The sequence below is a fragment of the Martinezella calliandrae genome (assembly GCF_030272695.1).
GTDB lineage: Bacteria > Pseudomonadota > Alphaproteobacteria > Rhizobiales > Rhizobiaceae > Rhizobium > Rhizobium calliandrae.
Genome location: NZ_JARFYN010000024.1, coordinates 25,260 through 49,615 on the forward strand (window position 1 = coordinate 25,260; position 24,356 = coordinate 49,615).

Consider the following 24,356-nt stretch of genomic DNA (forward strand, 5'->3'; position numbering starts at 1 on the left):
AAACTGATGCTACTAGATCGCTCGACTAGGTCCAATGTCATCACGAGCAGGCTTGTTGCCATTGCGCGCCACAACGGCATGGAGGGCCGGCCCTCGAGGAAGAGAGCCGAACCGAAGGTCTGGAGAGGAGAGTTGCCTGCGGCAACATCCCTCGAGGGGAGTTGCTATTTCACCGGCGCCACAAGCGAGAAGAACGCGCCTTGCGGGTCGGTGCATTGGACGATCCAGCTACCGCCGGGGACTTCCATCGGGCCGTTGACGACCTTGCCGCCAGCTTCGTTGACGCGGCCGACAGCAGCATCGATGGCCGGGACATTGAAGTAGAAGTTCCAGGCGGCCATCGGCATTTCCGCCGGCTTGGTCATGATGCCGCCGAAGTCTCGGTCGCCGATCTTGAAGATCTTGTAAGTGCCCATCGGACCCATGTCGAAATCGGAGCTTGATTCCCAGCCGAACATATCGCGATAGAAATCAAAAGCCTTCGGTCCATCGCCGGCGTAGAGCTCGTGCCAGCCGACATAGCCGGGAGCATTGGGTTCGGCTGGCTCCCAGCCCTGGTCGCCAGGCTGCGGCGTGAAGATGCAGAAGGCGGCGCCATAGGGATCGGCGACGACGGCGAAACGGCCGACACCGGGAATATCCCCTGGCTCGCGATAGACCTTGCCGCCCTTTCCGGCGATCGTCTTGGCAGCCTCATCGACATTGGGCACGCTGATATAGCCGGTCCAGCAGGGCGGCGTGCCCATGGCCTTGGCCTCTTCCGGCAGGATCATCATGCCGGCGATCGGGCCTGCGCCGGCGCTGAACAAAGTATAGGCCATTTCGATTTCCGGCATGCCGGCATCCTTGGCATCCCAGCCGACAACCTTGCGGTAGAAGGCCTCTCCCGCCGCCATGTCGGTGGTCATGAGTTCGTACCAGACAAAATATCCCTTCGCAGCCATTGTAGCTCTCCCTATTGCTTGCGGCGGTAGTTGGCGATCATGAACTCTTTCCAGCTCCCGTCCGGTTGGCCGACGCTGGAGGAGAAGACGCGTTCATTGTCGTTGATGAATGTGATGGCTTCACGATAGCTGGCCGACTGGCCTTCATGCTCGAAGTCCGGTCCTGACGTGTCGAGCACCAGCGTGCGGCCGCTCTGATCGAGCGTGCCTTCATAGACCCACATGTGGTTCATCATGCTGCCAATCCAGGTACCGATATATTTGCCCTTGTCGGGATCATAGCCGAGGGTCAGCAGCGTCGCGGCCGCGCGGCCGCCGGGCATCGTGCCCTCACCTTCGCATAAAAACCAAAGGCCATGCAGCGCGCGGACATTCTCTGTCCAGGCACCGTGATCAACCTTGCCGTCCGGATCTGCGGCATTGACGTCCCATATGCCGAGCAGCTTTTGCAGGAATGCGTGTTCTTCCGTCAGTTCCGCCTTCATCGCGTCCCTCCTTTGCGACTGGCCGAGCCCTCTACCCCGCAGTGCTCTAAACACGGCACCTCGGTCTTTGTTCCCATGCGACGTTCCGCGGAAAGTCGCATGGCATCAGCTAGTGGCAGGAGGATTGCGCTTTCGGGATTTCCTCGTATTCGTCGTGACGGCGCACGAAATCCATGGTGCTGGCTTCGTTGCGGCCCTTCGGCGCATTGTCTAGGATCATCAGCGTGCCGATCATCTCCTCGCCGCCGCGGGCATAGCTGGAATAGGTGTGGAAGACATTGCCGGCTTCATCCTTGTAGAAAGCGCTGAGCCCAGGGAGCTCGTCGTGGCCGTTCTTGGCGTCCATAGCGCTGAAATTATAGAACACCTTTTCGCCGGCAAGCTGCTCCTCTGTGAAGGAGACGTTATAGTCGAAATTGAAATCATTGGCGCAAGACGACACCCAAGGGAACTTCCAACCCATGCGCTTCTTATAAGCCTCGATCTTGTCGATCGGCGCGCGGGCAACGGCAACGAGGGTGACGTCGTGATGATTAAGATGTGGCAGCGTGCCGTCGAAATGATCGGCAAGAAAGGAGCATCCGGGGCATCCGGCTTCCCACTTCGGACCGAGCATGAAATGATAAACGATCAGTTGACTGCGACCGTCGAAAAGATCGGCGAGCGAACTCTTTCCAGTGGGCGTGTCGAAAACATAATCCTTGTCGACTTTGACCCAGGGCAGCGCCAAGCGTTCGGCATTGATGCGGTCACGCAAATGCGTCGCTTCCTTCTCCTTGGCAAGCAGTTCACGGCGGGCCTCCAACCACACCTCACGCGAAACGATTTGGTTCATTGCCTGCGCCCTCCTCGGCATCTGCTACGTGCCAATCTTGACAAATACATTGATATCAATATTAATGAATCATGTCAAATGTGATTGAAATTCCCTTCGAGACAACACTACTAGTACGCGATAGCTGCCTTTGCCTGCAGGTGCAGCGCGCCGCCCGAGCTTTGGCACGCCGTTTCGACGAAGCCTTGAGGCCGCTCGGACTTACCAACGGCCAGTTTTCCCTGATGATGTCGTTGAACAGGCCGGAGCCCGCGGCCATGGGGCCCGTCGCAACCCTGCTCGCAATAGATCAAACGACGCTCACAGCGGCCTTAAAGCCGCTGACGCGCCGAGGCTGGGTGAACATTCTTCCCAATCCGAAAGACCGCCGTGCTCGATTGCTCGGCCTGACCCCGTCAGGCAAGGCGGTACTCGCGGCGGCCGTGCCTATCTGGAAGCTGACGCACGCCGAAGTGGAAGCGCGGCTGCCCGACGGCAACGCGGATCGGCTGCGGAAGGTTTTGTTGGCGCTGTCCTAAGCGCTGTTTCGCATGCGGGGATCGGCACCAAAATCGCTGCGCGCGAAACCAATGCGACTTTTCGGGAAATCGCAGAGCGCCTGAACTCCAGTCGGCGATAGTCGGATACGCCAGGTCTGGCGTTCGACGGGTTCGCGCGCAGCAAAGGCATGGGCCGTCAAAAGCGCAATATTCTTGCCGTCTTGGGGGTCTCTGACGGACCGATAGAGGATCGTTTGAATTCCCCCCGCCCGCGCGGCGTCGGCGAGCGACTGGCAGGCTTCGTAGTTGACGGGATCGGTCCAAGCTTCGCGATCCCGATCCAACGGCGAATGGGTAAGATCGATCGATTCGCTGGTCGCAACCGCTGCGGCGAAGGCGGTATATTCCGCCGCATTGGCGGGCAGGGGCGTCCCGGGAGAGTCGCCAAAGAAAAGCAGCCGGTAAAAACTCATCTCGGCCAGCGCCGTTTCGACCTGCTCGGATGCATAAAAGACGCCGAGGGTACGTCCAGCCCGTCTGAAGCGCGAGCCATGTGGGTAGAGCGCTCCGTAGCGGAAGGGGGTGGCCAGCAGATAATCCAGGCCGCCGCATTCCGGCGGAAGCGCCGGCTTGCTCTGCTCCAGCAGATGTTCGAGAAGCGCCTGCTCTTCCAGCGTATCGACCAGTTTCAACGTCGAGACCTGATGTTGCGCCTCCACCAGCCGCCAATAGCGGCCGGAGATCGGCCGAGCCTCAGACGAGAGCGCGACGGGCGTCCAGATAGGCAAGGACATCGGTCAATCCGGAAATGGAGGTGATCTTTTCAAGCGGCGTTGCGCCGAAGGCGAGATTGACATTGCGCAGCCATTGCCGCGCCACGGCTTCATCGCCGCCGACAATGGCATCGAGCGAGCGGAACAGACGTATGAAAAGCACGGCGAGTTCAAATGATTTGCTGTGCCGCTCCAGAAGATGATCCTGCCGTTTCATGCGCGAGACCGTCGCTTCCGAAACGCCGATCACCGCAGCGAGCATGCGAGCATTCAGCCCCAGTCGGTCGGCAGCATTGACGACCGCGTTGGTGATGACAAGAGTCTCACTGGGATTTGCATGACCTATCGCTTGGGCAGATATCATGGGCCTTATCCTTTCTCAAGAAAATATATAGCAAATTTCTTGCAAAAGAAAAGGAGCGGTGCGCCGAATAGCGTACCGCTCCTTTATGCCGACTACTCCGTCGACCTGAGAGATGGGAAAGTCTATTCTCAGGCAACCGTGAACGGCACTTCCGTCGAGGTGCGCATGGCATGGCTGTAGGGGCAGACGATGTGGGCGGCAGCGGCAAGCTTTTCAGCTTCGGCCTTGTCCATGCCGGGAATGTGAACCGATAGAGACACTTCGATGCCGAAACCGCCGCCATCTGCGCGCGGGCCGATGCCAACCGTTGCAGTTACCTTGGCGTCTTCGGGGATCTTGACCTTCTGTTGGCCCGCAACAAATTTCAGGGCGCCGAGGAAGCAGGCGGAATAGCCGGCGGCGAAGAGCTGTTCGGGGTTCGTGCCGGTAGCGCCGTCGCCGCCGAGTTCCTTCGGCACAGTCAGGGTGACGTCGAGGACGCCGTTTTCAGATACGGCGTGGCCGGCGCGGCCGCCGGTGGCAGAAGCCTTGGTGGTGTAGAGGATAGGCATGTCAGATCTCCTTGCTGGTTGGATAAGTTTTAATATCGCACGATTTAGTCGTGCGCAACATATTTTTGCGATTTGCTTTTGAAAAGTGAACCTGTGACAATGAGGCCAACAAGAAAATGGCGGAGCAGCGATGACGGACAAGGTGCAGGAGCGGGCAATCCCCGATGACGAAAAGCGGTTGGAGCGGCAGCTCTGTTTTGCCGTCTACGCGACCGCGCATGCCTTCAATCGCGCCTATAAGCCGATCCTTGATCGTGTCGGCCTGACCTACCCGCAATATCTGGTAATGCTGGTGCTTTGGGAAAAAGGCTGCCTACCGGTCAAAACCATCGGCGAGCAGCTCGACCTCGATTCAGGCACGCTGTCGCCACTGTTGAAGCGTCTCGAGCAGGCTGGCCTAATTGGCCGCATGCGCGACCCGAAAGACGAACGGCAGGTCATCGTTTCCCTGACCGAAAAGGGCGCCGGTATGAAATGCCAGGTCAACATGATCATGGCCGCCATCGGCGAAGCCGTCGGCTGCGATATGAATGAAATGGCCAGTCTGCGCGACCGACTGCAACAGCTGAGAGCGAATTTAACGGCCGAATGAGAGCCGCTGCCTGATCAAACCATGCAGAAAATTAAGCCTGCGTCACCAGGATTGGGGCGCGTTCAGGCACGCGATCGTAGAGATCGATAACATCTTGATTGAGCAGACGGACGCAGCCAGAGGAAACGGCCTTGCCGATAGAGCGCCAATCGGGATTGCCGTGCAGACGGTAAAGCGAATCCTGCTTATCCTCGAAAATATAAAGCGCGCGCGCACCGAGCGGATTCTTCAGGCCTGGATCCATACCACCATTGGCAATGGAATATTGGACAAGTTCCGGCTGGCGGGCGACCATTTCGTCCGGTGGGTTCCAGCGCGGCCATTTCTTGCGCCACTGGATGATACCGCGACCCTGCCAGGCAAAGCCTTCGCGGCCGACGCCGATACCATATCGCATCGCCGTGCCGCCCGGCTCGGTAACATAGAGGAAACGCTCCCGCGTATTGACAACCACGCTGCCTGGCGGCTCGCCGGTCGGATTGACGACACGCTGTCGATAGTATTTCGGATCAATCTGCTCGTATGGTATTGCCGGAAGATGAAAGCCGCCATCATCCATCGCCGCGTAGATCACAGCAGGATCCGGCTGCTCGCCACTATAGCTGGAAAGCAAGCTGTCGGAGGGACGATAGGCGGAGCCACTATATTGCACCGGACTGACGATCGGGTTGCTTTCGACCGTAGAAGCGCAGCCGGCGAGCGTCGAAACGGCGCCAATGCCCGCGAGGGCGAGGAAATTACGTCGGGAAAGAGAAGAAGGCAGACTCATGTCGACAGCATCATTCCTGTTGGAAGGGAACCCAAAACTATCCGATTCGGCTCCCGGCGAGATTCACAGAGACTGGAATAAAACTAGAGAGCGTCGTCGGGCGCGGCTATCGCACATATGCAACATCACGAAAATTTGTTTCAGGACATTATAGCACTACAACTTCCGTCTTTGCAGGCACACGATTATAGAGATCGATCACATCCTGGTTCAGCATGCGGACGCAGCCGGATGACGCTTCCTTGCCGATCGACTGCCAGTCCGGTGTGCCGTGAATGCGATAGAGCGTGTCCCTGCCATTCTGGAAAATATAGAGCGCCCGGGCGCCAAGGGGGTTGGTCGGCCCCGGATTCATGCCGCCGCGATCAGCCGAAACCGGCTTGATCTCCGGTTCGCGAGCCACCATTTCGGCCGGCGGCGTCCATCGCGGCCATTTCTGCTTCCACTGAATAACGCCTTTGCCGTGCCAGGCATAACCGGCCGCCCCGAGGCCGACCCCATAACGCATTGCCTTGCCACCCGGCTCGACGAAATAGAGAAAGTGGCTTCTGGTATCGACGACGATCGTGCCCGGCCTTTCGTTGGTTTGGTAGTCCACTTCCTGACGCAGGAAACGCTGGTCTATGCGGGTATAGGGGATGGCCGGCAGGGTGAAATCATCTTCGCTCTTCTGCGCGTACATGGCCTGATGCACTGGATTGAAGGTCGGCAGCCCGTAAGTCTGATGGAATTGCGTGCGGAAGAGATCGCGCGCTTGCGGCACCGGTTGGATCGGCAGGCGCCCCACCTTCTGCGGATCGATACCTTCAGGTCGATAAAAGATAGGCGTAGTTTCCTGGGCAAACCGATCGGGATCGGTCGCCCCGGTATCGGGAATAATGCTGCACGCCGACAGCGTGGCAAAAGCGGCAGCAGCAAGTACGCGGCGGGAAACGGGCAGGAAATCGGCCATCGTTGGAAACCAGTTGGGATATGGATCGGTCAGCCGCATGATGACCGGCCCGGCTGGCGCGAGGCTGGCGTCGGTTACAAAGATATTGCGCCAATCAGCCAAACTTCTGTTTTCCCCTGCCTTGGCATGGGTTAGATCTTTGGGAGACGGAGGATAGCATGAACATCGACAGTCTGGACCCCAACACTTTTGCTCCGGCAAGTCGCGATGCATGGCTCAAGCTGGTGAACAGAGCCCTGAAGGGCGCAGATTTCCAGGAGGCGCTGGTATCGCGAACGGATGACGGCATCGCAATCGAGCCACTCTATGTCCGCCGCCCCGATGCGATGCCATGGGCCCGCCGCCATATCGACCGGCCTTGGATCGTCAGCCAGCGTATGGATGATCCGGATATCGAGCGTGCTTTCTTCCAGCTCGGCGAGGATCTCGCCAACGGGGGCAGCGGCGTCAGCCTGATCTCGAAATGCGGCTCGTCTGCCTTTGGTATCGGCATCGATGCAGCGGCGGAGGGGCTGACGGCAAGATTGGCGTCAGCAGTTGCAGACAAAAACATCTCGCTGCGCCTGGAAGGCTGCTCTTCGGCTTTTGCCGATGCATTCGTTACCGCACTTGGCAAATATTCCAATCGCCCAACGATGCATTTCGGCCTCGACGCCTTCACCTTGATCACCAACGAGATAGCGAACAGCTGTCAGCGCCTGAGCAAAGCCGGATTTGCCGGCACCCTCCTCAATGCCGATGGCAGGGCAGTCCACAATGCCGGCGGAACAGAGGTGCAGGAACTGGCTGTGATGGCCGCGGCTCTCGTCGGCCATATGAAGATGCTGGATCAGACGGGCACCAGCCCCGATGCGGTTCTCGGCATCACGAGCCTCTGCCTCACCGCCGATCAAAACCAATTCGTCACGGTGGCGAAAGCCCGCGCGGCACGCATGATCTTTGCCCGTATCGCCGAAGTCTGCGGCATATCCGATCCACCAGCGGCCCACCTTTTCATGCAAACGAGCTACCGCATGCTCACCCGTCTGGACGCGGAGACCAACATCCTGCGCAACACCATCGCCGTCTTCGCCGCCGGCACGGGCGGCGCGGATGAGATTTCGGTACTGCCACACACGCTGGCCCATGGCATCCCCGATCCGCTGGCACGACGCCTGGCGCGCAATACGCAGACCATCCTAATTGCCGAAAGCCATCTCGACCATGTCGCCGATCCGGCCGCCGGAACCGGTGGCATAGAGGCGCTGAGCCAGGCTCTGGCCGAAAAGGCCTGGGAGATTTTTACGGGCATCGAGCGGGATGGCGGGTTGGCAAAGGTCATCGCTAGTGGCCAGCTTGCGGCGATGGTGGCCGAAGCAAGAGCGAAGCGGGCTACAAAACCAATCGTGGGGACGACATTGTTCGTCGCGAAGGCGCAGCGGCCGGTTACAGTTTTGGGAGAACTTGGGGCTTTGGCGGAGTGCATGGGGCTAACGCCGGTGCGGTTGGACGAGGGAGTCGAGGCATGACGTTGGCGTTTGAAGTATCGTCGGAGGCTGCCGCGCTATGACCTGCGTCCCCGATTTCGCTAACCTCGAATGGCAAGAGCCGAAAGCGTCTAAACCGAAAACCGACGCACCTTCATGGCAAACCCCGGAAGATATCGCCGTCAAGCGGGTCTACGACACGGCCGATCTTGCCGGCTTGAAATTCCTCGACACCTATCCCGGCGCGGCCCCCTTTGTGCGCGGCCCCTACCCGACTATGTATGTCCAGCAACCCTGGACCATCCGCCAATATGCGGGTTTCTCCACTGCCGAGGAATCGAATGCCTTCTACCGCCGCAATCTCGCGGCCGGTCAGAAGGGCCTCTCGGTCGCCTTTGATCTTGCCACCCATCGCGGATATGACAGCGATCATCCGCGCGTCGCCGGCGACGTGGGTATGGCCGGGGTGGCGATCGATTCCATTCTCGATATGCGCCAACTCTTCGATGGCATACCGCTTGGCGAAATGAGCGTGTCGATGACTATGAACGGCGCGGTGCTACCCGTGATGGCGCTCTATATCGTCGCCGCAGAGGAACAGGGCGTTTGCGAGGACAAGCTCTCCGGCACGATCCAGAACGACATCCTCAAGGAGTTCATGGTCCGCAACACCTACATCTATCCGCCAGAGCCCTCGATGCGGATCGTTTCGGATATTTTCAGCTATACCAGCCAGCGCATGCCGAAATTCAACTCCATCTCGATTTCTGGCTATCACATGCAGGAGGCCGGTGCGACGGCGGACCTGGAGCTCGCCTATACAATAGCCGACGGCATCGAATATGCCCGCGCCGGGGTAGCCGCGGGGCTCGATATCGACAGCTTCGCGCCGCGCCTCTCCTTTTTCTGGGCGGTCGGCATGAATTTCTTCATGGAAGTCGCCAAAATGCGTGCAGCCCGTCTGATCTGGGCCGCATTGATGCAAAAGAACTTTGCGCCGAAGGATGAGAAATCGCTGGCGTTGCGGACCCACTGCCAGACGTCCGGCTGGTCGTTGACGGCACAAGACCCGATGAACAACATCATCCGCACCATGGTCGAAGCCATGGCGGCGACGCAGGGCCACACGCAATCCCTGCACACCAATTCCTTCGACGAAGCGCTTGCTCTACCGACGGACCACTCGGCCCGCATAGCCCGCAACACGCAGATCCTGCTGCAGAAAGAATCCGGTACGACCGAAATCATCGATCCCTGGGGCGGCTCAACCTACGTCGAGCGACTGACGCATGATTTGGCCGCTCGTGCGCTCACCCATATCGAAGAGGTCGAAGCGCTCGGCGGCATGGCGAAAGCAATCGAAAAGGGCATTCCGAAGCTGCGTATCGAAGAGGCGGCCGCCAAGACGCAGGCCCGCATCGACAGCGGCCACCAGACCGTTGTTGGCGTCAATTTCTCACGACCGGAACAAGACATCGACGTCGACGTGCTGAAGGTGGACAACTCCGAGGTCCGCGCGCGGCAGCTCTCAAAACTCCAGCAGTTGAAGGGCACGCGCGAGACGGCGGCCGTGGAGACCGCGTTAGAGGCGCTGACCGACGCCGCGCGCAACGGCAGCGGCAATCTGTTGGATTTCGCCGTCAAGGCGGCGCGAGCGAGAGCTACGGTCGGCGAGATTTCGCTGGCGCTGGAAAAGGCCTATGGCCGGCATGTCGCGGAGATCCGAACCATATCCGGCATCTATCGCAAGGAAGTCGGCATCGCCGATGCTCTCTTCAACAGGGCCGTCGCCAAAGTCGAAGCGTTCCGCAAGGCAAAGGGCGAAAAGCCGCGCATCCTCGTCGCGAAGATGGGGCAGGACGGCCATGATCGCGGCCAGAAGGTCATCGCCACTGCCTTCGCGGACCTGGGCTTCGAGGTCGTCGTAGGCGCGATGTTCCAGACGCCGGAAGAGGTCGCCGATCTCGCGGTTCGGGAAAGCGTTGACATCATTGGCGCCTCTTCGCTTGCTGCCGGCCATCTGACGTTGGTGCCGGAACTGAAGGAAGCGCTCACCCGCCGCCACGCTGGCAATATCCTCATCGCCGTGGGCGGCGTCATCCCGCCCCAGGATTTCGCAGCATTGGAAGCGGCCGGCGCCGACGCGATTTTTCCGCCGGGGACTGTTATCGCGGAAGCGGCAGCGGTGCTAATGGATCGGCTGATGCGCTAACTCTTACGCAGCCACACTCCTGAAAAACTGGATGCTCTGTTCGATTTCTCCCTGCACCGCGGAATTGTGGCTGCCCTGAACCGTCGCCAGTTCTATCTTTACCCCACCGGCAAGGGCGCGTTTGGCGAGCAGCGCCAATCGGGGTTCGATGTTGGCCTCTTGGTTGGCGTGCATCACCTTCAAGGGGCATTTGAAGCTGTGGGCGTAGCAGATCGCCGAGCGCATCTGGAATTCGCGCGGGTTCTTTGCGTTGAAGCGGATATCCTCCGGATAACGATGGAAGAAGGCGAAGGCATCCGGATTACCTGACATAGGAGTGGCCGCGCGGAAGCGTTTGCTTGACATCGCCGCAAGCATCGCCAGCGTGCCGCCGACGCTGTGGCCGGCAAGGAACAGGCGGTGCGGATCAACGCCCGGCAGATGGCGCAGGCGATTGGATGCGGCCAGTACGTCCGCAACTTCGTCGTAGAAACCGGAGAAATTGCCCTTCTGGCCGTTTTCGCCACGCGTCGATGGTATCATGACGACATAGCCGGCATCGATATAAGGCTTCATCAGCAGCCAGTGGCCCTGACCAATGGCGTTGCCGCCGTGCAGGAACAGCACCGCCGGCTTCGGCTTCGGCGTACGCTCATAGCGCGACACCCAAGCGACGAGCTCCAGTTCACCTCCCAAGCCGCTGCGATAGAAAATCTGTTCGGCGCCAGTGGGCGCGACCAGCGGTTCATATTTGTCAGGTGCCGGCCCCTTGTTCAGGAGATCGGTCCGAAACTTGTGGCGCTCCTTGGCATAATCACCGGTCAAAAGCGGCGGATCGGCTGGCGCGTCTGCAGGTTTAGCGGCCTTCGGATCCACGACATTGGTCTCGGTGGTCTTAGTCTCGGTCGCCTTGGCATCGAGGACCTTAGTTTCGGTAGCCTTAGCGATGTTGGGAGCTAACATTGTTACGGCAAGACCGGCAAGAACGGTACGGCGACTGGGGCGGAATGCGTTGTCTTCAGACCTTGTCATATGCTTTGTCCAAGTATGCCCGGCGAATCGAAATCTGCACGGGTTGAAAGGCGCCGCCAATTCACATTGTGGTGAGGAATCAACCTAGCCTATTCATCAACAGCGGGAGCCTTCGCGTCAATTAGCGCCACCAAATTTTCCAACCGATCCGCCTCATAGGGCGGCTTGTCGGGTCTCAGACGAGCAATTCGCGGAAAACGCATGGCGACACCGGATTTGTGGCGCGTCGAACGGTTAATTCCTTCGAAGGCAATTTCGAGAACAAAGCCGAAATCGCGATCCGCCCTGACCGCTCTCACCGGGCCAAAACGATCGATGGTATTGTCGCGCACAAACTTGTCGAGCACTTCCAGCTCGGCATCTGTGAAGCCAAAATAGGCTTTGCCGACCGGCACCAGTTGTTCGCCCTCCGGTGTCATCGACCAGACGCCGAAGGTGAAATCGGAATAATAGCTCGAACGTTTGCCATGGCCGCGCTGGGCATACATCAGCACCGCATCGACATTGTACGGATCACGTTTCCATTTGAACCACGGCCCCTTTGCGCGACCGGCGAGATAAGCGCTATCGCGGCGCTTGATCATGACGCCTTCGATAACGGGATCGGGCGGAGAGGAACGCAATTCGTCCAATTCCTCCCAGGAGGTAAAATCGACCAGCGGCGAGAGATCGAAACGATCGCGGGGTGCGGCCTCGATGATCTCCATCAGCCGCCGGCGCCGGTCGATAAAGCCGCGGCCACGGACGTCCTCTTGGCCATCGAACAGCAGATCATAGGCACGGATGAAGGCGGGATATTCCTCCAGCATCTTCGCCGTCACCGTCTTGCGGTTCAGCCGCTGCTGCAGGTCGGAGAAGGTACGCGTCGGGCTGTTGGAGCGCGCCGTACCGCCGATCAGCAATTCGCCGTCGACCACGCCCTCGAAGCTCAAAGCGTCGACGATATCCGGGAAAGCGCCGGATATATCGTCACCAGAGCGGGAATAAAGCTTGCTCGTCGCAGCCGCTCGCGAAAGCTGGACGCGGATACCGTCCCATTTCCACTCGGCCGCATAGTCCAAGGGATCGAGTCCACTGAGATCGCCAGGCTCGACTGGATTGGCGAGCATGACGGAATGAAAGATCGCCGGCGTCGCCAGCACAGGCTTGTCACTACTGCCTTCCAGCCATTGGAACAGGCTTTCATAAGGGGGCTGTAGTCCATGCCACAGCGTTTCGATCTCGGTCACGTCCTTGCCGCTCAGCTCCGCCAAAGCCTGCTTGGCAAGCCGCGCCGACACGCCGATGCGCAGCGCGCCGGTGGTAAGCTTCAGAAAGGCAAAACGGCCTGACGTGTCCAGCCGGTCGAGCAGGTCGCGAACGAAACTGCGCACTTCCGTACGCCCCAGCGCATTCATCCGGCGCACGACGTCGCCGAGCTTCGGCTGCTCGCCCGCCGGGCGAACGATATCGCTTTCCTTGTCCCAGACCAGCGAGATCGTCTCGGCGAGATCACCGACATAATCGTAAGAATAGCGAAACAGCACCTCGTCCATGCGTTCTAGCACGAGGTCGCGCAGCATGGCGGGCTTGACGTTGCGTACTTCCAGCGTACCCGCGATTGCAGCAAGACCGTATCCGCGATCCGGGTCGGGCGTATCGCTGAAATAGTCGGTGAGCAGTTTCAGCTTGCCATTGCGGCTCGGCGTCAGCACCAGTCGATCGAGGAGGTCTGCGAAGGCTTTCATCAGTCGCCCTCGTCTTCATAGCCGATTAGATGCAGAGGTTTGGCCGAGATGCCTTGCAATTCGCACCAGCGCACCAGGGCTTCTTCGCGGCCGTGGGTGACCCAGACTTCGCGCGGGTTCAACTCCGAAATGGTCTCCGTCAGCTCCGGCCAATCACAATGATCCGAAATGACCAGCGGCAGCTCGACGCCGAGCTGCTTGGCGCGCTGGCGCACCATCATCCAGCCCGACGCGAAGGCGGGCAGCGGGTCATGGAACCGCCGCGCCCAGCGGTCTTGGAAAGCGGAGGGCGGCCCGACGACGACTGCACCCTTGAAGATCGACTGATCCCGGCTTTCGATCGTTGCCGGCAATAACTCGCCGAGAGCGATGCCCTGCCCCGCATAGTAGCGGCACAAGCTCTCCAGCGCGCCGTGAATATAGATTGGCTTGTCATAGCCGGCATCGCGCAGCAACCGGATGACACGCTGCGCCTTGCCGAGCGCATAGGCGCCAATGAGATGGGTGCGCTCCGGAAATCGCCTGAGCGATGCAAGCAGCTTTTTGGTTTCGTCCATCGGATCGGGATGATGAAACACCGGCAGTCCGAACGTCGCCTCGGTAATGAAGACATCGCAGGCAACAGGGACGTATGCCGCGCAGGTCGGGTCCGGCCGCCGCTTGTAATCGCCGGATACGACGATGCGTAACCCATCCTTCTCCACTGCGATCTGCGCAGAACCGAGCACGTGACCAGCCGGATGAAACCGTACCCGCACGCCATTGATCGTCAGCTGCTCGCCGAAACCGACGGCCTGTTCGGATCCGGCAAACCCGTCACCACAGCGTATCCGCATGATGTCCAGCGTCTGGCGCGTGGCAAGCACTCGACCATGGCCGGCGCGGGCATGATCGGAATGGCCATGCGTCACCAGCGCCCGCTCAACCGGTCGCACGGGATCGACATAAAAGCCGCCGATCGGACAGAACAGCCCTTCAGGCGCGGGATAAAGCAGTTGATCTGGTCTCATAAGGCAAAGGATAGCGTGATTTGTGCAATTATGTAGCGATCATTGGGGCTTTTTGATCGAATCCGCGTTCTGGCTGTCGATCAGGCAAATCAAAGACGAGGACATCTTCGCTATGCGGCTTCGCCTTTGCCACGACAACACCGTTCGGATCGACGATCGCGCTGCTACCGTAGCTGAACCAGCCATCATCATTGCTACCGATAACGTCTGATGCAATGACCCAACATCTAGTATGCTTAGCGCATATTTGCAGGCCCGATATTCCCGGCTGGTGCCACTTTTCCGCCTTGCGAGGCCGCAGCATCAGATTGATGGGGTTGCAGATCAGCCCAGCGCCATTTCTGGCGAGACGAGTCGAGGTATAAGGGTATCTCAAATCGGCGCAGATATTGATGCCAAAGCGCCAATCGCCCAGCGTCCAAACTGGAAAATCAGTTCCGGGTGTGCAGCCGCTTTCCTGCGGATGCGCCTTGGCGTAGACCCCATCTATCCGCCCGGCCCTGACGACGATCGCGCTGTTGTAGATCGACTCTCCTCGCCGCTCGAAAAGGCCGATGATCGCGGTTGTCTTCTCTAACGCGCATCGGCCGACTAGGGTATTCAAGGCAGGATCATCGAGAGATAGTGCGCGCCGCCTGGCAGTTGCCGCTTTGTAGCTATGTCCCTGAAGATAGCATTCGGGGAAAAGCGCGAGATCGATGCCTTGCTCGTCCGCCCATGCCAGGTCGCGCGCAAGTACATCCGCGACCTTATCGACGGCATCGAATATTGCTAGACGTTGAAAGGCTGCAACCCGCATATCGAAGGACTAGCACGGTTCCTGAGTCGCCCACAGCGCGAAACCCGCTCCACTATTGCATCATCCGTTCGAACCGTCGATCCGGCACCAGCCATATGCAGGCGACGATGAAATAGATTCCGAGGGAGATGAATGGGTTAATAGCGGCAAGTATGATCGAGAGGATGTAAAGGCAGACGGAAAGTGTGGCCTTACGATCCGAACCGAGCGTTTTGGCGAAATCTGAATCCCTGCCATGCACGCGGATCAGCATCAGGCTGAGGATGTAATAGGCGACACCGCACATCAGCAAGATGAAGCCATAAACCATCACGGGAGTCATGGCGAAGTTGTTTTCGTCCATCCAGCCGGTGGCGAAGGGCATCAATGACAGCCAGAAAAGCAGATGCAGATTGGCCCAAAGCACGCCGCCCCTGACATGCTTCACCGCCTGGAACATATGATGGTGGTTGTTCCAGTAGATGCCGACATAAATGAAGCTCAGCACATAGGAAAGCAGTGTCGGGATCAGCGGCACGAGCGCCTGCAGCCCCTCGCCGTGCGGCGTTTTCAATTCCAGTACCATGATGGTGATGATGATGGCGATCACGCCATCGGAAAAGGCCTCGATGCGCCCCTTGCCCATAAATCGGCTTCCCCTCTTCTTCGCGTGGACCCCAATATGGAATCGACTCCAGGGCCAGCGCAGGGAGGCAGGATTACAGCAGATACGGATGTGTTCAAGCAAGGCGGTCACAGGTACTTGTTAGAAGCATCGCGATCTCCCCGGCTCCGACTGGACGCGAGAAATAGAAACCCTGGGCGTCGTGGCATCGGCTCACGCGCAGGAATTCGAGCTGCTCGTCCGTCTCCACCCCTTCCGCGACGACGGCGAGGCGCAGCCGGCGCGCGAGCGAGATGACGGCGGAGGCGATGGCGACGGTCGTCTCGTCGCGTGGCAACGCCTCGACGAAGGAGCGATCCATTTTGAGACGGTCGAAGGGGAAAGTCTTCAGCGCCGCCAAGCTGGAATAGCCGGTGCCGAAATCGTCGATTGACAGGCGCACACCAAGCGCCTTCAGTGCCAGCATCACATGCAAGGCGCGCGGCACGTCATGCATCAGCGTGCTTTCGGTCAACTCCAACTCCAGCCATTGCGGGCCGAGACCGCTTGCCTCTAGTGCTTCGGTGACATGGGCGGCAAGCGCCGGATCGCTGAACTGCCGGGCCGAAACATTGACGGCGATCGTGACCGGGGGCAGGCCCATCACCTGCCACTCCTTGGCCTGCCGGCAGGCCTCGTTGAGCACGAACAAGCCGAGCGGAATGATCAGCCCAGATTCTTCCGCCAGCGGGATGAATTGGCCAGGAGGCAATATGCCATGACGCGGATGCCGCCAACGCACCAGCGCTTCTACGCCGACGATATGGCCGCTCGCGACATCCACCTGCGGCTGGTATTCCACGAAGAACTGATTGGCGCCGATGGCGTTGCGCAATTCCTCCTGCTCGCTCAACGGCATGACACCCGCCGCGTTCGGCTTATGGGTATGATACTGCAGCCGATTGCGGCCATGCTCCTTGGCCTTGTACATGGCCGCATCCGCGCAGGCGATCAGCTCCTCGGGCGTCTCGCCGTCGGCGGGAAACGCCGCGACGCCGATGCTGCTTGTCACGGAAACCTCAATATCTCCGATTACCACCGGCTGCGTAATCGCTTTTTGCAGCTCACGCAGTCGGCGCGTGATGCCGGTGTCGTGCCGCGACTGGTGGACGAAGACCAGCAGGAATTCGTCGCCGCCAAGGCGCACCACCATGTCGGAGGCCCGCAGGCTGTCGACCATACGCGTCGTCAGCTCCTTCAACAGCTCATCGCCGGCGCTGTGGCCGCGGCTGTCATTGACTTGCTTGAAATTGTCGAGATCGACATAGGCGACCGTCACCTTGCGGCCATTGCGCCGGGCCTTGAACAGGATCTTCGCCATGTTCTCCTTGAGAAAGGCGCGGTTCGGCAGACCGGTCAGATCGTCGTGGTGAGCCATGAAATAAATGCGATCTTCGGCCCGCTTGCGCTCGACGGCGATGCCAGCGATGTGGGTCGACATGGCGATCAGCTCCATCTCCCGTTCAGTCGGCTCGCGCACAGTGCTGGAATAGAGCCCGAAAGTGCCAAGCACGTTGCCCTGCGAGGTCTTGATCGGCGTCGACCAACAGGAACGCAGATCGAATTGCGCGGCAAGCCCGCGAAAATCCTCCCAGAGGAGGTCAGTCTGCGTGTCGTTGACGAAAACCGGCTTGCCGCGCCAGGCGGCGGTCCCGCACGAGCCGACTTTCGGGCCGATGGCAATACCATCGATCAAGCGGCTGTAGGCGGCAGGCAAATTGGGCGCGGCGCCATGGGACAGATGTATGCCTTCGTGATCCAACAGCAGCACCGACCCTTTGATGTCGGCCATTTGGTCTTCAACCATCAATACCAGAGCCTCGAGGATCATCTCCAGAGGCTCGCTCTTGGCGATCATTTCCAATAGCTCGGCCTGGCTACGGCGCAGATGCTCCTGGCGTTTGCGCTCAGTGATATCGCGCGAGGTGCAGATCAGACCGATCACCTCACCATGGCCGTTGCGTAGTGGTAACTTCGAGGTCAGCCGATAGTTCGGGTTACCACCGCTCGCGGAGGGAATGACCTCCTCCATATCGATCCGCGGCTTGCCGGTGGCGATGATTTCCTGCTCGATATGGTAGTATTTCGTCGCTCGATCCAGCGGTATCAAATCGAAATCGGTCTTGCCAGTGAGCGCACTTGCTCTTTCCAATCCGAGACTTTTTGCCGTGGCGGCATTGGCGAAGACGAAGCGGCTTTCGCGATCCTTGACGAAGAGAAAATCCGGCAGTTCATGCACGATCGCCTTGAGGCGCAGTTGCTCGATGCCATCGGCGACGTGGTGCGCGTTCGCGGCCATCAGCGCCTCCGTCGCAGCCAACAGACGCTCCGTCTCGATATCGAGCGTCCGACCGCGCTCGCCTGTCCGCGCGTGCTGAAGGGCCGGCTTATTCATGATGCGCATTCTCCCATTGCAGCCGCAGGCGCGACTTTTCTCAAATGTCACAACCGAAACGCGATCAGTATAGTTCGCGCTCCCTTCAAGCCTCTTAAGCGGATGGGTGAATGAAAGAATAAAAGGGCGAACATCTGAGAAAGCGGAGGCCCACCGTCGCGAAAATAAGCCTCTTTCCGTGCCATATCGGCACAGACTCGCGTGGCACATTTTATGCTTCGGAAAGGACGACTCCTGGAGCCGATACTGTGAAGAGGACTGATTTGTTATGATTGACTTGACGCGGACATTCCCATGTGAGGCGGCTTGAAAGAGGCCGCACCCGGAGAGAGAACGAATCACTGAGATGCAGGTGATGATGGAGGCACGTCACACTTCAAGCCTGTCGGCTTACCTTGTTGGGGTTTTGCAGATCTCAACAAGGGAGTTGGAAGCATGACTGCCTCTTATGAAGATGTTTAACGTGCGGCTGCGCACGAAGACGAAGAACCGCATCGTCACGGTGTTCGATCGCTATCCGGAGCAAACGGCGCAGTTGAAGAAGGTCGGTGACCTGTTCGGCAACCCGGCCGCGTCCAATACAAGCATCTGAAGATCGGAGGAACCAACAAGGCGCGGGTTGCCATTGCGCGCCTGGTTGGGATTGACGCCGTTGCAGCGATCCACTGGAGGCAAGCAAAAACTCGGCGAGACATCGAAGATGGTGAGAGCGAACACTTCGCCGCCTGCTCATCATCGGCGCGAACGCCGTGGTGCGGCAGGCTCGCCGGCGCGGCACCCCAGAAGCTTCGTGGCTCGGGCACATACTTACCCGTAAGCCACCCATGCTCGTGACGGTCGCTCTCGCCAACAAGATGGCCCGCATCGTGTGGGCACTTATGGCAGAGGGCGGCGTCTATAAAGCTCCAGCTGTGGCGGCATAACCCGCCCGGCCAGAGGTCGTCGAGATGTAGGAAGGTCAAACGGAAGGTATGGCGCAACAGTCGATGAGACGGGGTCGGGAAAGCCAGGAGCCTCCGGAGTGCTTCCAGCACGCCGCATTGATTTGGAGCCCGGTCCGCGAACTCCCATACGGGCCAGCGACAGATGAACGGTCGCACCAAAGGCCGGACAGATGTCAGCACCCGACTTCGCGCGTGATACCCAAAAACTATTCTTCTATTCAACGGGGCGTCCACAGACGGAGACTGGTTCGAGAGCCGAAGGACAACTCCTGCGGACGGAAGAGATTTAGCCGATCGGCGAAGTTGCCGGTCAAAGAACAACCGAACCCAAGGAAATGCCCGCAAATGCTGGCGCTTTACCCCTTGTGTTCTTTCATTGGAGCAATCAATGGTCCAGCGCCGCGCGTTCATCGCCTATATCGCCGCCTCGGCCGCGGCCGGCCTATTTGCCCAACGCGCCCGTACGGCACCGCTCGCCGAGATCGCGGGCGCCGAGATGCGTGGACCGATCGATGCGATCGCCTATAGGGCGACGCCGGGCGCCAACGATATCAAAAGCGGCAAGCTCCAGGCGATGATCGACAACGCCGCGCGCAACAACGCGCCGGTCTTCCTCCCGCCGGGCAACTATAGCGTCTCGAACCTCATATTGCCCGACAATACCCGCATCACCGGCATTCCCGGCGCATCGCGGCTCGTTTATGGCGGCGAGGGCCATCTGATGAGCGCCGACAAAGCCAAACGCATCGAATTGTCCGGCCTCGTTCTCGATGGCGGCAACCGGTGGCTTGCCGACTATGCCGGCGGGTTGCTGCAATTTAACGGCGTCAACGAAGTCCTTATTGATAATTGCGAAATCGCCGGCAGCCGCAAACATGGGCTGCAACTGGAGCGCTGCGGCGGGCGGATCGAACGCAGCCGCATATCGGGCGCCGCAGAGGCTGGCCTATATTCCGTCCAATCGGCCGGATTGACGATCACGGCCAATGCGGTCGAGGATTGCGGCAACGGCGGCATCCTCGTCCACCGCTGGGAGAAGGGCGCAGATGGCAGCATCGTCACCGGCAACCGCATCGCCCGCATCGGCGCCAATGGTGGCGGCACCGGCCAGAACGGCAACGGCATCAACATTTTTCGTGCCGGGGGAGTTCTGGTCTCCGGCAACCAGATCGCCGATTGCGCCTTTACCGCCGTGCGCGCCAATTCGGCATCGGACGTGCAGATTATAGGCAATCAATGCCTGCGCTCCGCCGAAACGGCAATCTTCTGCGAATTCGAGTTCGAAGGCGCCGCGGTCAGCAACAACCTCGTCGACGGCGCCGCGAATGGCATCGCGATCGCCAATTTCGACAAGGGCGGCCGGCTCGCCAGCGTCACCGGCAATATCATCCGCAACCTGTCGCTGACAGGACCCTACGCTCAGGAGAGCGGTTTCGGCATCGGGATCTCGGCCGAAGCCGAAACGCTGATTGCTTCGAACCTTATCGAAAATGCCCCGCTCTGGGGCTTGAAACTCGGCTGGGGTCCCTATCTCCGCAACCTCGTCGCCACCGGCAACATCATCCGCCGAGCCCCTATCGGCTGCGCCGTCTCCGTCGTCGACGGCGCCGGTGCGGCTGTCATTTCCGACAATCTGTTCCAAGAAACGACAAAGGGCGCCATCATCGGCTTTCGTTGGGACAAACCGGCTTCCGGCGACTTGACGTCGACCGGTGGTCAAGAGTTTCCACAATTGACCATAGAGAACAATAGGCTGGCCTAGACTTCCTATCTCCAGCTCGGCTCCCGCCGCTCGAAGAATGCTGCCACCCCTTCCCTTGCTTCTTCTGTTTCCCACGTATCGGCCAGTTGTGTGATGACACGGTCGATGAGTTCGTCGGTGATCGGCATACCGAGAGAACGGGCCAATGCTTTGGCCCGCGCGGCGGCCTGCGGCGAAGCGGCGAGGAAGTGGCGGATTTCGGACTCGACGGTTTCGTCGAGCGCGTCTTCGGGAACGACGCGGGTCAGCAATCCGACAGCATGGGCTTGCCAGGCGTCGACGATCTTGCCGGAGAGGAAGAGCGGGCGGGCCTTGGCCTCGCCGATGCGAGCGATCACAAAGGGGCTGATGGTTGCCGGGATGATGCCGAGGCGAACCTCCGTCAGGCCGAAGCGGGCGGTGGCCGCGGCTATCGCCATATCGCAGACGCTGAGGATGCCGAGACCGCCACCGAAGGCATTGCCATGCACCCGGGCGATCAGCGGCTTCGGCAATTCGTTCAAGGCCTTGAACAGCATGGCCAGCCGACGGGCTTCGGCGATGCGCCCGGCACGGGTGGCGTCGAACTGCGCGCGCATCCAACCGAGATCGCCGCCGGCACAGAAGCTTGCACCTTCGCCGGTAAGGACCACGACGCGCACGCTCGCATTTCGGCCAAGATCGTAAGCGGCCTCGGTCAGGGCATCGATCATCTCGGCCGATAGGGCATTATGCTTTTCCGGGCGCGCCAAAGTTAGACGTGCGACGCCGTGCTCCCCGATAGCGATATGGATTGTTTGCAATGTCATGCGACGCTCCTGAGGCTGCTGGCAAAGGCGGCGGCGTGGGCAAGTTTTTCCTCATCGAGACCGGTCTCGAAGCCGTGCAATATCAGATAATGCTGAACCGCCGCGGTATCGATATTGCCTTTGGCGCCGGGCGCGAAGGGACAGCCGCCGAGACCGCCGGCGGCAGCGTCGAATACCCTTAGACCCCGATCCAGGGCTACACCGATATTGTCCAGCGCCCGGCCGGAGGTATCGTGAAAATGGCCGGCCAGCATCGTGGCGGGGAGATCGGCAAGCACGGTTTCCAGCATGCTGTCCACCGCCTCCGGCTTGCCTCTACCGATCGTGTCGCCAAGGCTGATTTCGTAGCAGCCGAGCTCCTGCAATTGACGGGCGACGCTTGCGGCATTCGCCGGCGGCACAGCGCCTTCATAGGGGCATTCGACAACACAACTGACGTAGCCGCGTAGCGGGATGCCGCGATCGCGGCTCGCCGCTGCCACTGGCCGGAACCGTTCGATGCTTTCGGCGATGGAGCAATTGATGTTGCGGATTGAAAAGGTTTCCGAGGCCGATGCGAAGATCGCCACCTCATCGGCGCAAGCGGCAATCGCGGCCTCGAAGCCCTGCATATTCGGCGTTAGCACCGCATAGCGCACGCCAGGCTTCCGTTTGATCCCTGCCATCACGCCGCCCGCATCGGAAAGCTGCGGCACCCATTTCGGACTGACGAAACTGGTGACTTCGATACGCTCGAAACCGCATTCGGAGAGCAGATCCACCAGCTCGATCTTGCTCACCGTGTCGATCAGCCGCTTCTCGTTCTGCAGGCCGTCCCGCGGCGCCATTTCGACGATGGTGACGTGGTTGGAGGGGCGATCGGTCATTTTGCGTCCTCCGGCCGGAGCGACAGCAGAACCGCGCTCTCGCTGGTTTGATCGCCTTCGCCGACGTGCAGGCTCTCCACCACGCCATCGCGTGTCGCCGTCAGCGTCAGCTCCATCTTCATGGCTTCCATGATGATGAGTGCCTCACCCTTCGCCACCATATCTCCTTCCTGGACCCGAACGATCTTGATGAGACCAGGCATCGGCGCAGTCAGCCGGTCGCCACCGATGGCCTCTTCCTCAGCGCCATCCAACGGGTCGGTTCGATGGAAATGATGGGTATGGCCATCAAGGAACAACGTCAGGCCGTGCAGCATCTGGAAAAAGTCGGCACTTAATTGCCGCCCGTCGATCTCCACGTGACAAATGCCGTCGCCGACACCGACGATGCGAATACCGACAGCACGATCACCAAAATGCACGGAGAAGTGATTTTGTCCTTTCGCAATCACGCGGCAGTTCGTATGGCCGCCGCCGTGATGCAGCGCGACGGGCCGGCTCACCTCGGCCCAAAGCTGCCAGGCGCCAAGCGCTTGCCACGGGTCGCCTCCCAAGGATCGCGCCATACCCCCTGCCTCGATGAGGGCGGCAATGGCAAGCACGATATCATCCGGTGGAGATCCAGCAGTCAGCGCCTTCGCCTCGCGGTCGATCAAGCCGGTATCCGGGTGACCCGCAACGAAATCCGGCTGCTCGCTCAAGCGGATCAGAAAGTCGAGGTTGCTTGTTGTTCCGGCCACCTGCGTGTGCTGCAGCGCTCGCGTCAACTTGGCGAGCGCCGCCTGGCGCGTTGCGGCGTGGACAATGAGCTTGGCAATCAACGGATCGTAAAAAGGCGTGATGCAGTCACCCTGACGCACGCCGGTGTCGATGCGCGCATCGCCATCAGCAAATCTGAGGTGCGAGAGGGTGCCGGTCGATGGCAGGAAACCCCGTGACGGGTCCTCGGCATAAAGCCGCGCTTCGAACGCCCAGCCGTCAACCGCGAGATCGGCTTGGGATTTCGGCAGCGGTTCGCCATTGGCAATCCGTAATTGCCATTCGACGAGATCGACCCCGGCAATCGCCTCAGTGACCGGATGCTCGACCTGCAGGCGAGTGTTCATTTCCATGAAAAAGAACCGATCCGGCGACATTCCGTCCGAAACATCGGCAATGAATTCGACCGTTCCGGCGCCGCGGTAGTCGATTGCGCGCGCCGCGCGGACGGCGGCTTCGCCCATGGCGCTGCGCATCCCCTCCGTCATGCCGGGGGCCGGCGCCTCCTCAATCACCTTCTGGTGCCGCCGCTGCAAAGAGCAATCGCGCTCGAAGAGATGCACGACATTGCCATGGCCGTCGCCGAAGACCTGGATTTCTATGTGACGGGGCTGGGTTAGATATTTTTCGATCAGGACGGCATCGTCACCGAAGGCCGATTTTGCCTCGCGCCTCGCCGCATCTAATGCCGCCGTGAAATCCTCCGGCCGGTCGACACGCCGCATGCCCTTTCCGCCGCCGCCGGCCCGTGCCTTGATCAGCACGGGATAGCTGATCTCCGTTGCCCGCTCCGCGAGGAACGCCGCATCCTGTTTGTCGCCGTGATAGCCGGGAACGACAGGCACGCCGGCCCGCTCCATCAATGCCTTAGCTGCATCCTTCAGGCCCATGGCACGGATCGAGGCCGGTGACGGGCCGATAAAAACCAGCCCGGCTGCATCGACTGCCTCCGCGAAATCGGCATTTTCCGAGAGAAAGCCATAGCCGGGGTGAATGGCTTCGGAGCCGGAACGCTGCGCCGCAGCGATAATGCGTTCCATCGAGAGATAGCTCTCGCTCGCGGCCGCCGCGCCGATATGGACCGCCTCATCAGCCAGCCCTACATGCGGTGCAGCGATATCGGCATCGGAATAAACGGCGACCGTGCGGATGCCCATCTGCCTTGCGGTACGGATGATCCGGCAGGCGATTTCTGCTCGATTGGCGATCAATATCTTCGAAAACATGGAC

22 protein-coding genes and 2 pseudogenes are annotated in these 24,356 nt (G+C 59.9%); 7 read left to right on the forward strand and 17 right to left on the reverse strand.

What is annotated here, in order from left to right:
* Positions 1-164: 164 nt before the first annotated feature.
* The 3 genes from PY650_RS18850 to PY650_RS18860 all read right to left on the reverse strand — a co-directional run bounded on the left by PY650_RS18850 (position 165) and on the right by PY650_RS18860 (position 2,264).
* Positions 165-944 (reverse strand): VOC family protein, encoded by a 780-nt coding sequence (locus PY650_RS18850; RefSeq protein ID WP_285881021.1) that lies wholly within the window; start codon positions 942-944, stop codon positions 165-167.
* A gap of 11 nt (positions 945-955) precedes the next feature.
* Positions 956-1,429 (reverse strand): DUF1579 domain-containing protein, encoded by a 474-nt coding sequence (locus tag PY650_RS18855; protein WP_285881022.1) that lies wholly within the window; start codon positions 1,427-1,429, stop codon positions 956-958.
* 109 nt (positions 1,430-1,538) lie between these two features.
* On the reverse strand, positions 1,539-2,264 hold the full coding sequence (locus tag PY650_RS18860) for a DUF899 domain-containing protein (RefSeq protein WP_285881023.1): 726 nt from the start codon (positions 2,262-2,264) through the stop codon (positions 1,539-1,541).
* 71 nt (positions 2,265-2,335) lie between these two features.
* Here PY650_RS18860 and PY650_RS18865 point away from each other — a divergent pair, with 71 nt between their 5' ends.
* The gene (locus tag PY650_RS18865) at positions 2,336-2,782 is read left to right on the forward strand and encodes a MarR family winged helix-turn-helix transcriptional regulator (RefSeq protein ID WP_285881024.1); all 447 of its coding nucleotides are present in this window, start codon (positions 2,336-2,338) and stop codon (positions 2,780-2,782) included.
* Here PY650_RS18865 and PY650_RS18870 read toward each other — a convergent pair.
* The 3 genes from PY650_RS18870 to PY650_RS18880 all read right to left on the reverse strand — a co-directional run bounded on the left by PY650_RS18870 (position 2,779) and on the right by PY650_RS18880 (position 4,431).
* A complete protein-coding gene (locus PY650_RS18870) occupies positions 2,779-3,537 on the reverse strand; it encodes an RES family NAD+ phosphorylase (RefSeq protein WP_285881026.1) in 759 nt (252 codons plus the stop codon). The genes PY650_RS18865 and PY650_RS18870 overlap by 4 nt on opposite strands.
* Positions 3,497-3,880 (reverse strand): MbcA/ParS/Xre antitoxin family protein, encoded by a 384-nt coding sequence (locus PY650_RS18875; protein ID WP_285881027.1) that lies wholly within the window; start codon positions 3,878-3,880, stop codon positions 3,497-3,499. Before PY650_RS18875 ends, PY650_RS18870 begins: the two co-directional genes overlap by 41 nt.
* A gap of 128 nt (positions 3,881-4,008) precedes the next feature.
* Positions 4,009-4,431, reverse strand: coding sequence for an organic hydroperoxide resistance protein (locus tag PY650_RS18880; RefSeq protein ID WP_285871622.1), 423 nt, complete (start codon positions 4,429-4,431; stop codon positions 4,009-4,011).
* Between the two features lie 130 nt (positions 4,432-4,561).
* Here PY650_RS18880 and PY650_RS18885 point away from each other — a divergent pair, with 130 nt between their 5' ends.
* A complete protein-coding gene (locus tag PY650_RS18885; protein ID WP_285881028.1) occupies positions 4,562-5,023 on the forward strand; it encodes a MarR family winged helix-turn-helix transcriptional regulator in 462 nt (153 codons plus the stop codon).
* A 31-nt stretch (positions 5,024-5,054) separates the two neighbouring features.
* Here PY650_RS18885 and PY650_RS18890 read toward each other — a convergent pair whose 3' ends face one another.
* Together PY650_RS18890 and PY650_RS18895 are read right to left on the reverse strand one after the other, a co-directional pair.
* The gene (locus PY650_RS18890) at positions 5,055-5,792 is read right to left on the reverse strand and encodes a L,D-transpeptidase family protein (protein ID WP_285881029.1); all 738 of its coding nucleotides are present in this window, start codon (positions 5,790-5,792) and stop codon (positions 5,055-5,057) included.
* Positions 5,793-5,940: 148 nt separating this feature from the next.
* Positions 5,941-6,744, reverse strand: coding sequence for a L,D-transpeptidase (locus PY650_RS18895; RefSeq protein ID WP_285881093.1), 804 nt, complete (start codon positions 6,742-6,744; stop codon positions 5,941-5,943).
* A gap of 158 nt (positions 6,745-6,902) precedes the next feature.
* On the opposite strand from PY650_RS18895, the gene PY650_RS18900 reads away from it, so the two are divergent.
* Together PY650_RS18900 and scpA are read left to right on the forward strand one after the other, a co-directional pair.
* Positions 6,903-8,252 carry a methylmalonyl-CoA mutase family protein gene (locus tag PY650_RS18900; protein ID WP_285881031.1) on the forward strand — a complete coding sequence of 450 codons (1,350 nt, stop codon included), beginning with the start codon at positions 6,903-6,905 and terminating at the stop codon, positions 8,250-8,252.
* Positions 8,253-8,289: 37 nt separating this feature from the next.
* Positions 8,290-10,422, forward strand: coding sequence for a methylmalonyl-CoA mutase (gene scpA / locus PY650_RS18905; protein WP_285881032.1), 2,133 nt, complete (start codon positions 8,290-8,292; stop codon positions 10,420-10,422).
* Between the two features lie 3 nt (positions 10,423-10,425).
* Here the strand turns inward: scpA and PY650_RS18910 are convergent, their stop codons facing one another.
* The 6 genes from PY650_RS18910 to PY650_RS18935 form a co-directional block, all read right to left on the reverse strand.
* Positions 10,426-11,433, reverse strand: a complete 1,008-nt coding sequence (locus PY650_RS18910; protein ID WP_285881033.1) for an alpha/beta hydrolase family protein — start codon at positions 11,431-11,433, stop codon at positions 10,426-10,428.
* An 89-nt stretch (positions 11,434-11,522) separates the two neighbouring features.
* A complete protein-coding gene (locus PY650_RS18915; RefSeq protein ID WP_285881034.1) occupies positions 11,523-13,160 on the reverse strand; it encodes a cisplatin damage response ATP-dependent DNA ligase in 1,638 nt (545 codons plus the stop codon).
* The gene (locus tag PY650_RS18920; RefSeq protein WP_285881035.1) at positions 13,160-14,170 is read right to left on the reverse strand and encodes a ligase-associated DNA damage response exonuclease; all 1,011 of its coding nucleotides are present in this window, start codon (positions 14,168-14,170) and stop codon (positions 13,160-13,162) included. The genes PY650_RS18915 and PY650_RS18920 overlap by 1 nt, the downstream gene beginning before the upstream one ends.
* Positions 14,171-14,198: 28 nt before the next feature.
* The gene (locus tag PY650_RS18925) at positions 14,199-14,969 is read right to left on the reverse strand and encodes a carbon-nitrogen hydrolase family protein (protein ID WP_285881037.1); all 771 of its coding nucleotides are present in this window, start codon (positions 14,967-14,969) and stop codon (positions 14,199-14,201) included.
* A 52-nt stretch (positions 14,970-15,021) separates the two neighbouring features.
* Positions 15,022-15,594, reverse strand: coding sequence for a TMEM175 family protein (locus tag PY650_RS18930; protein ID WP_285881038.1), 573 nt, complete (start codon positions 15,592-15,594; stop codon positions 15,022-15,024).
* Positions 15,595-15,688: 94 nt separating this feature from the next.
* A complete protein-coding gene (locus PY650_RS18935; RefSeq protein WP_285881040.1) occupies positions 15,689-18,007 on the reverse strand; it encodes a sensor domain-containing protein in 2,319 nt (772 codons plus the stop codon).
* 451 nt (positions 18,008-18,458) lie between these two features.
* On the opposite strand from PY650_RS18935, the pseudogene PY650_RS18940 reads away from it, so the two are divergent.
* The 3 genes and pseudogenes from PY650_RS18940 to PY650_RS18950 all read left to right on the forward strand — a co-directional run.
* Positions 18,459-18,628: pseudogene (locus PY650_RS18940) on the forward strand (IS110 family RNA-guided transposase); the annotation flags it as partial.
* A gap of 7 nt (positions 18,629-18,635) precedes the next feature.
* Positions 18,636-18,930: pseudogene (locus tag PY650_RS18945) on the forward strand (transposase); the annotation flags it as partial.
* A 409-nt stretch (positions 18,931-19,339) separates the two neighbouring features.
* Positions 19,340-20,713 carry a TIGR03808 family TAT-translocated repetitive protein gene (locus PY650_RS18950; protein ID WP_285881041.1) on the forward strand — a complete coding sequence of 458 codons (1,374 nt, stop codon included), beginning with the start codon at positions 19,340-19,342 and terminating at the stop codon, positions 20,711-20,713.
* 5 nt (positions 20,714-20,718) lie between these two features.
* On the opposite strand, the gene PY650_RS18955 is transcribed toward PY650_RS18950, so the two are convergent.
* From PY650_RS18955 to PY650_RS18965, 3 genes are read right to left on the reverse strand one after another with little or no spacing between them, the layout of a single operon-like run.
* Positions 20,719-21,501 (reverse strand): crotonase/enoyl-CoA hydratase family protein, encoded by a 783-nt coding sequence (locus PY650_RS18955; protein ID WP_285881042.1) that lies wholly within the window; start codon positions 21,499-21,501, stop codon positions 20,719-20,721.
* Positions 21,498-22,367 (reverse strand): hydroxymethylglutaryl-CoA lyase, encoded by an 870-nt coding sequence (locus PY650_RS18960; RefSeq protein ID WP_285881043.1) that lies wholly within the window; start codon positions 22,365-22,367, stop codon positions 21,498-21,500. Before PY650_RS18960 ends, PY650_RS18955 begins: the two co-directional genes overlap by 4 nt.
* Positions 22,364-24,352 carry an acetyl/propionyl/methylcrotonyl-CoA carboxylase subunit alpha gene (locus tag PY650_RS18965; protein ID WP_285881044.1) on the reverse strand — a complete coding sequence of 663 codons (1,989 nt, stop codon included), beginning with the start codon at positions 24,350-24,352 and terminating at the stop codon, positions 22,364-22,366. The genes PY650_RS18960 and PY650_RS18965 overlap by 4 nt, the downstream gene beginning before the upstream one ends.
* Between the last annotated feature and the right edge of the window lie 4 nt (positions 24,353-24,356).

Bases quoted from the DNA above. Each gene is read 5' to 3' on its own strand.
- PY650_RS18955 (WP_285881042.1), bottom strand. From the start codon at position 21,501: ATGACATTGCAAACAATCCATATCGCTATCGGGGAGCACGGCGTCGCA.
- PY650_RS18895 (WP_285881093.1), bottom strand. From the start codon at position 6,744: ATGGCCGATTTCCTGCCCGTTTCCCGCCGCGTACTTGCTGCTGCCGCT.
- PY650_RS18885 (WP_285881028.1), top strand. From the start codon at position 4,562: ATGACGGACAAGGTGCAGGAGCGGGCAATCCCCGATGACGAAAAGCGG.
- PY650_RS18890 (WP_285881029.1), bottom strand. From the start codon at position 5,792: ATGAGTCTGCCTTCTTCTCTTTCCCGACGTAATTTCCTCGCCCTCGCG.
- PY650_RS18855 (WP_285881022.1), bottom strand. From the start codon at position 1,429: ATGAAGGCGGAACTGACGGAAGAACACGCATTCCTGCAAAAGCTGCTC.
- PY650_RS18960 (WP_285881043.1), bottom strand. From the start codon at position 22,367: ATGACCGATCGCCCCTCCAACCACGTCACCATCGTCGAAATGGCGCCG.
- PY650_RS18915 (WP_285881034.1), bottom strand. From the start codon at position 13,160: ATGAAAGCCTTCGCAGACCTCCTCGATCGACTGGTGCTGACGCCGAGC.
- PY650_RS18870 (WP_285881026.1), bottom strand. From the start codon at position 3,537: ATGTCCTTGCCTATCTGGACGCCCGTCGCGCTCTCGTCTGAGGCTCGG.
- PY650_RS18920 (WP_285881035.1), bottom strand. From the start codon at position 14,170: ATGAGACCAGATCAACTGCTTTATCCCGCGCCTGAAGGGCTGTTCTGT.
- PY650_RS18925 (WP_285881037.1), bottom strand. From the start codon at position 14,969: ATGCGGGTTGCAGCCTTTCAACGTCTAGCAATATTCGATGCCGTCGAT.
- PY650_RS18910 (WP_285881033.1), bottom strand. From the start codon at position 11,433: ATGACAAGGTCTGAAGACAACGCATTCCGCCCCAGTCGCCGTACCGTT.
- PY650_RS18880 (WP_285871622.1), bottom strand. From the start codon at position 4,431: ATGCCTATCCTCTACACCACCAAGGCTTCTGCCACCGGCGGCCGCGCC.
- PY650_RS18965 (WP_285881044.1), bottom strand. From the start codon at position 24,352: ATGTTTTCGAAGATATTGATCGCCAATCGAGCAGAAATCGCCTGCCGG.
- PY650_RS18930 (WP_285881038.1), bottom strand. From the start codon at position 15,594: ATGGGCAAGGGGCGCATCGAGGCCTTTTCCGATGGCGTGATCGCCATC.
- PY650_RS18900 (WP_285881031.1), top strand. From the start codon at position 6,903: ATGAACATCGACAGTCTGGACCCCAACACTTTTGCTCCGGCAAGTCGC.
- PY650_RS18950 (WP_285881041.1), top strand. From the start codon at position 19,340: ATGGTCCAGCGCCGCGCGTTCATCGCCTATATCGCCGCCTCGGCCGCG.
- PY650_RS18865 (WP_285881024.1), top strand. From the start codon at position 2,336: ATGTCAAATGTGATTGAAATTCCCTTCGAGACAACACTACTAGTACGC.
- scpA (WP_285881032.1), top strand. From the start codon at position 8,290: ATGACCTGCGTCCCCGATTTCGCTAACCTCGAATGGCAAGAGCCGAAA.
- PY650_RS18850 (WP_285881021.1), bottom strand. From the start codon at position 944: ATGGCTGCGAAGGGATATTTTGTCTGGTACGAACTCATGACCACCGAC.
- PY650_RS18875 (WP_285881027.1), bottom strand. From the start codon at position 3,880: ATGATATCTGCCCAAGCGATAGGTCATGCAAATCCCAGTGAGACTCTT.
- PY650_RS18860 (WP_285881023.1), bottom strand. From the start codon at position 2,264: ATGAACCAAATCGTTTCGCGTGAGGTGTGGTTGGAGGCCCGCCGTGAA.
- PY650_RS18935 (WP_285881040.1), bottom strand. From the start codon at position 18,007: ATGAATAAGCCGGCCCTTCAGCACGCGCGGACAGGCGAGCGCGGTCGG.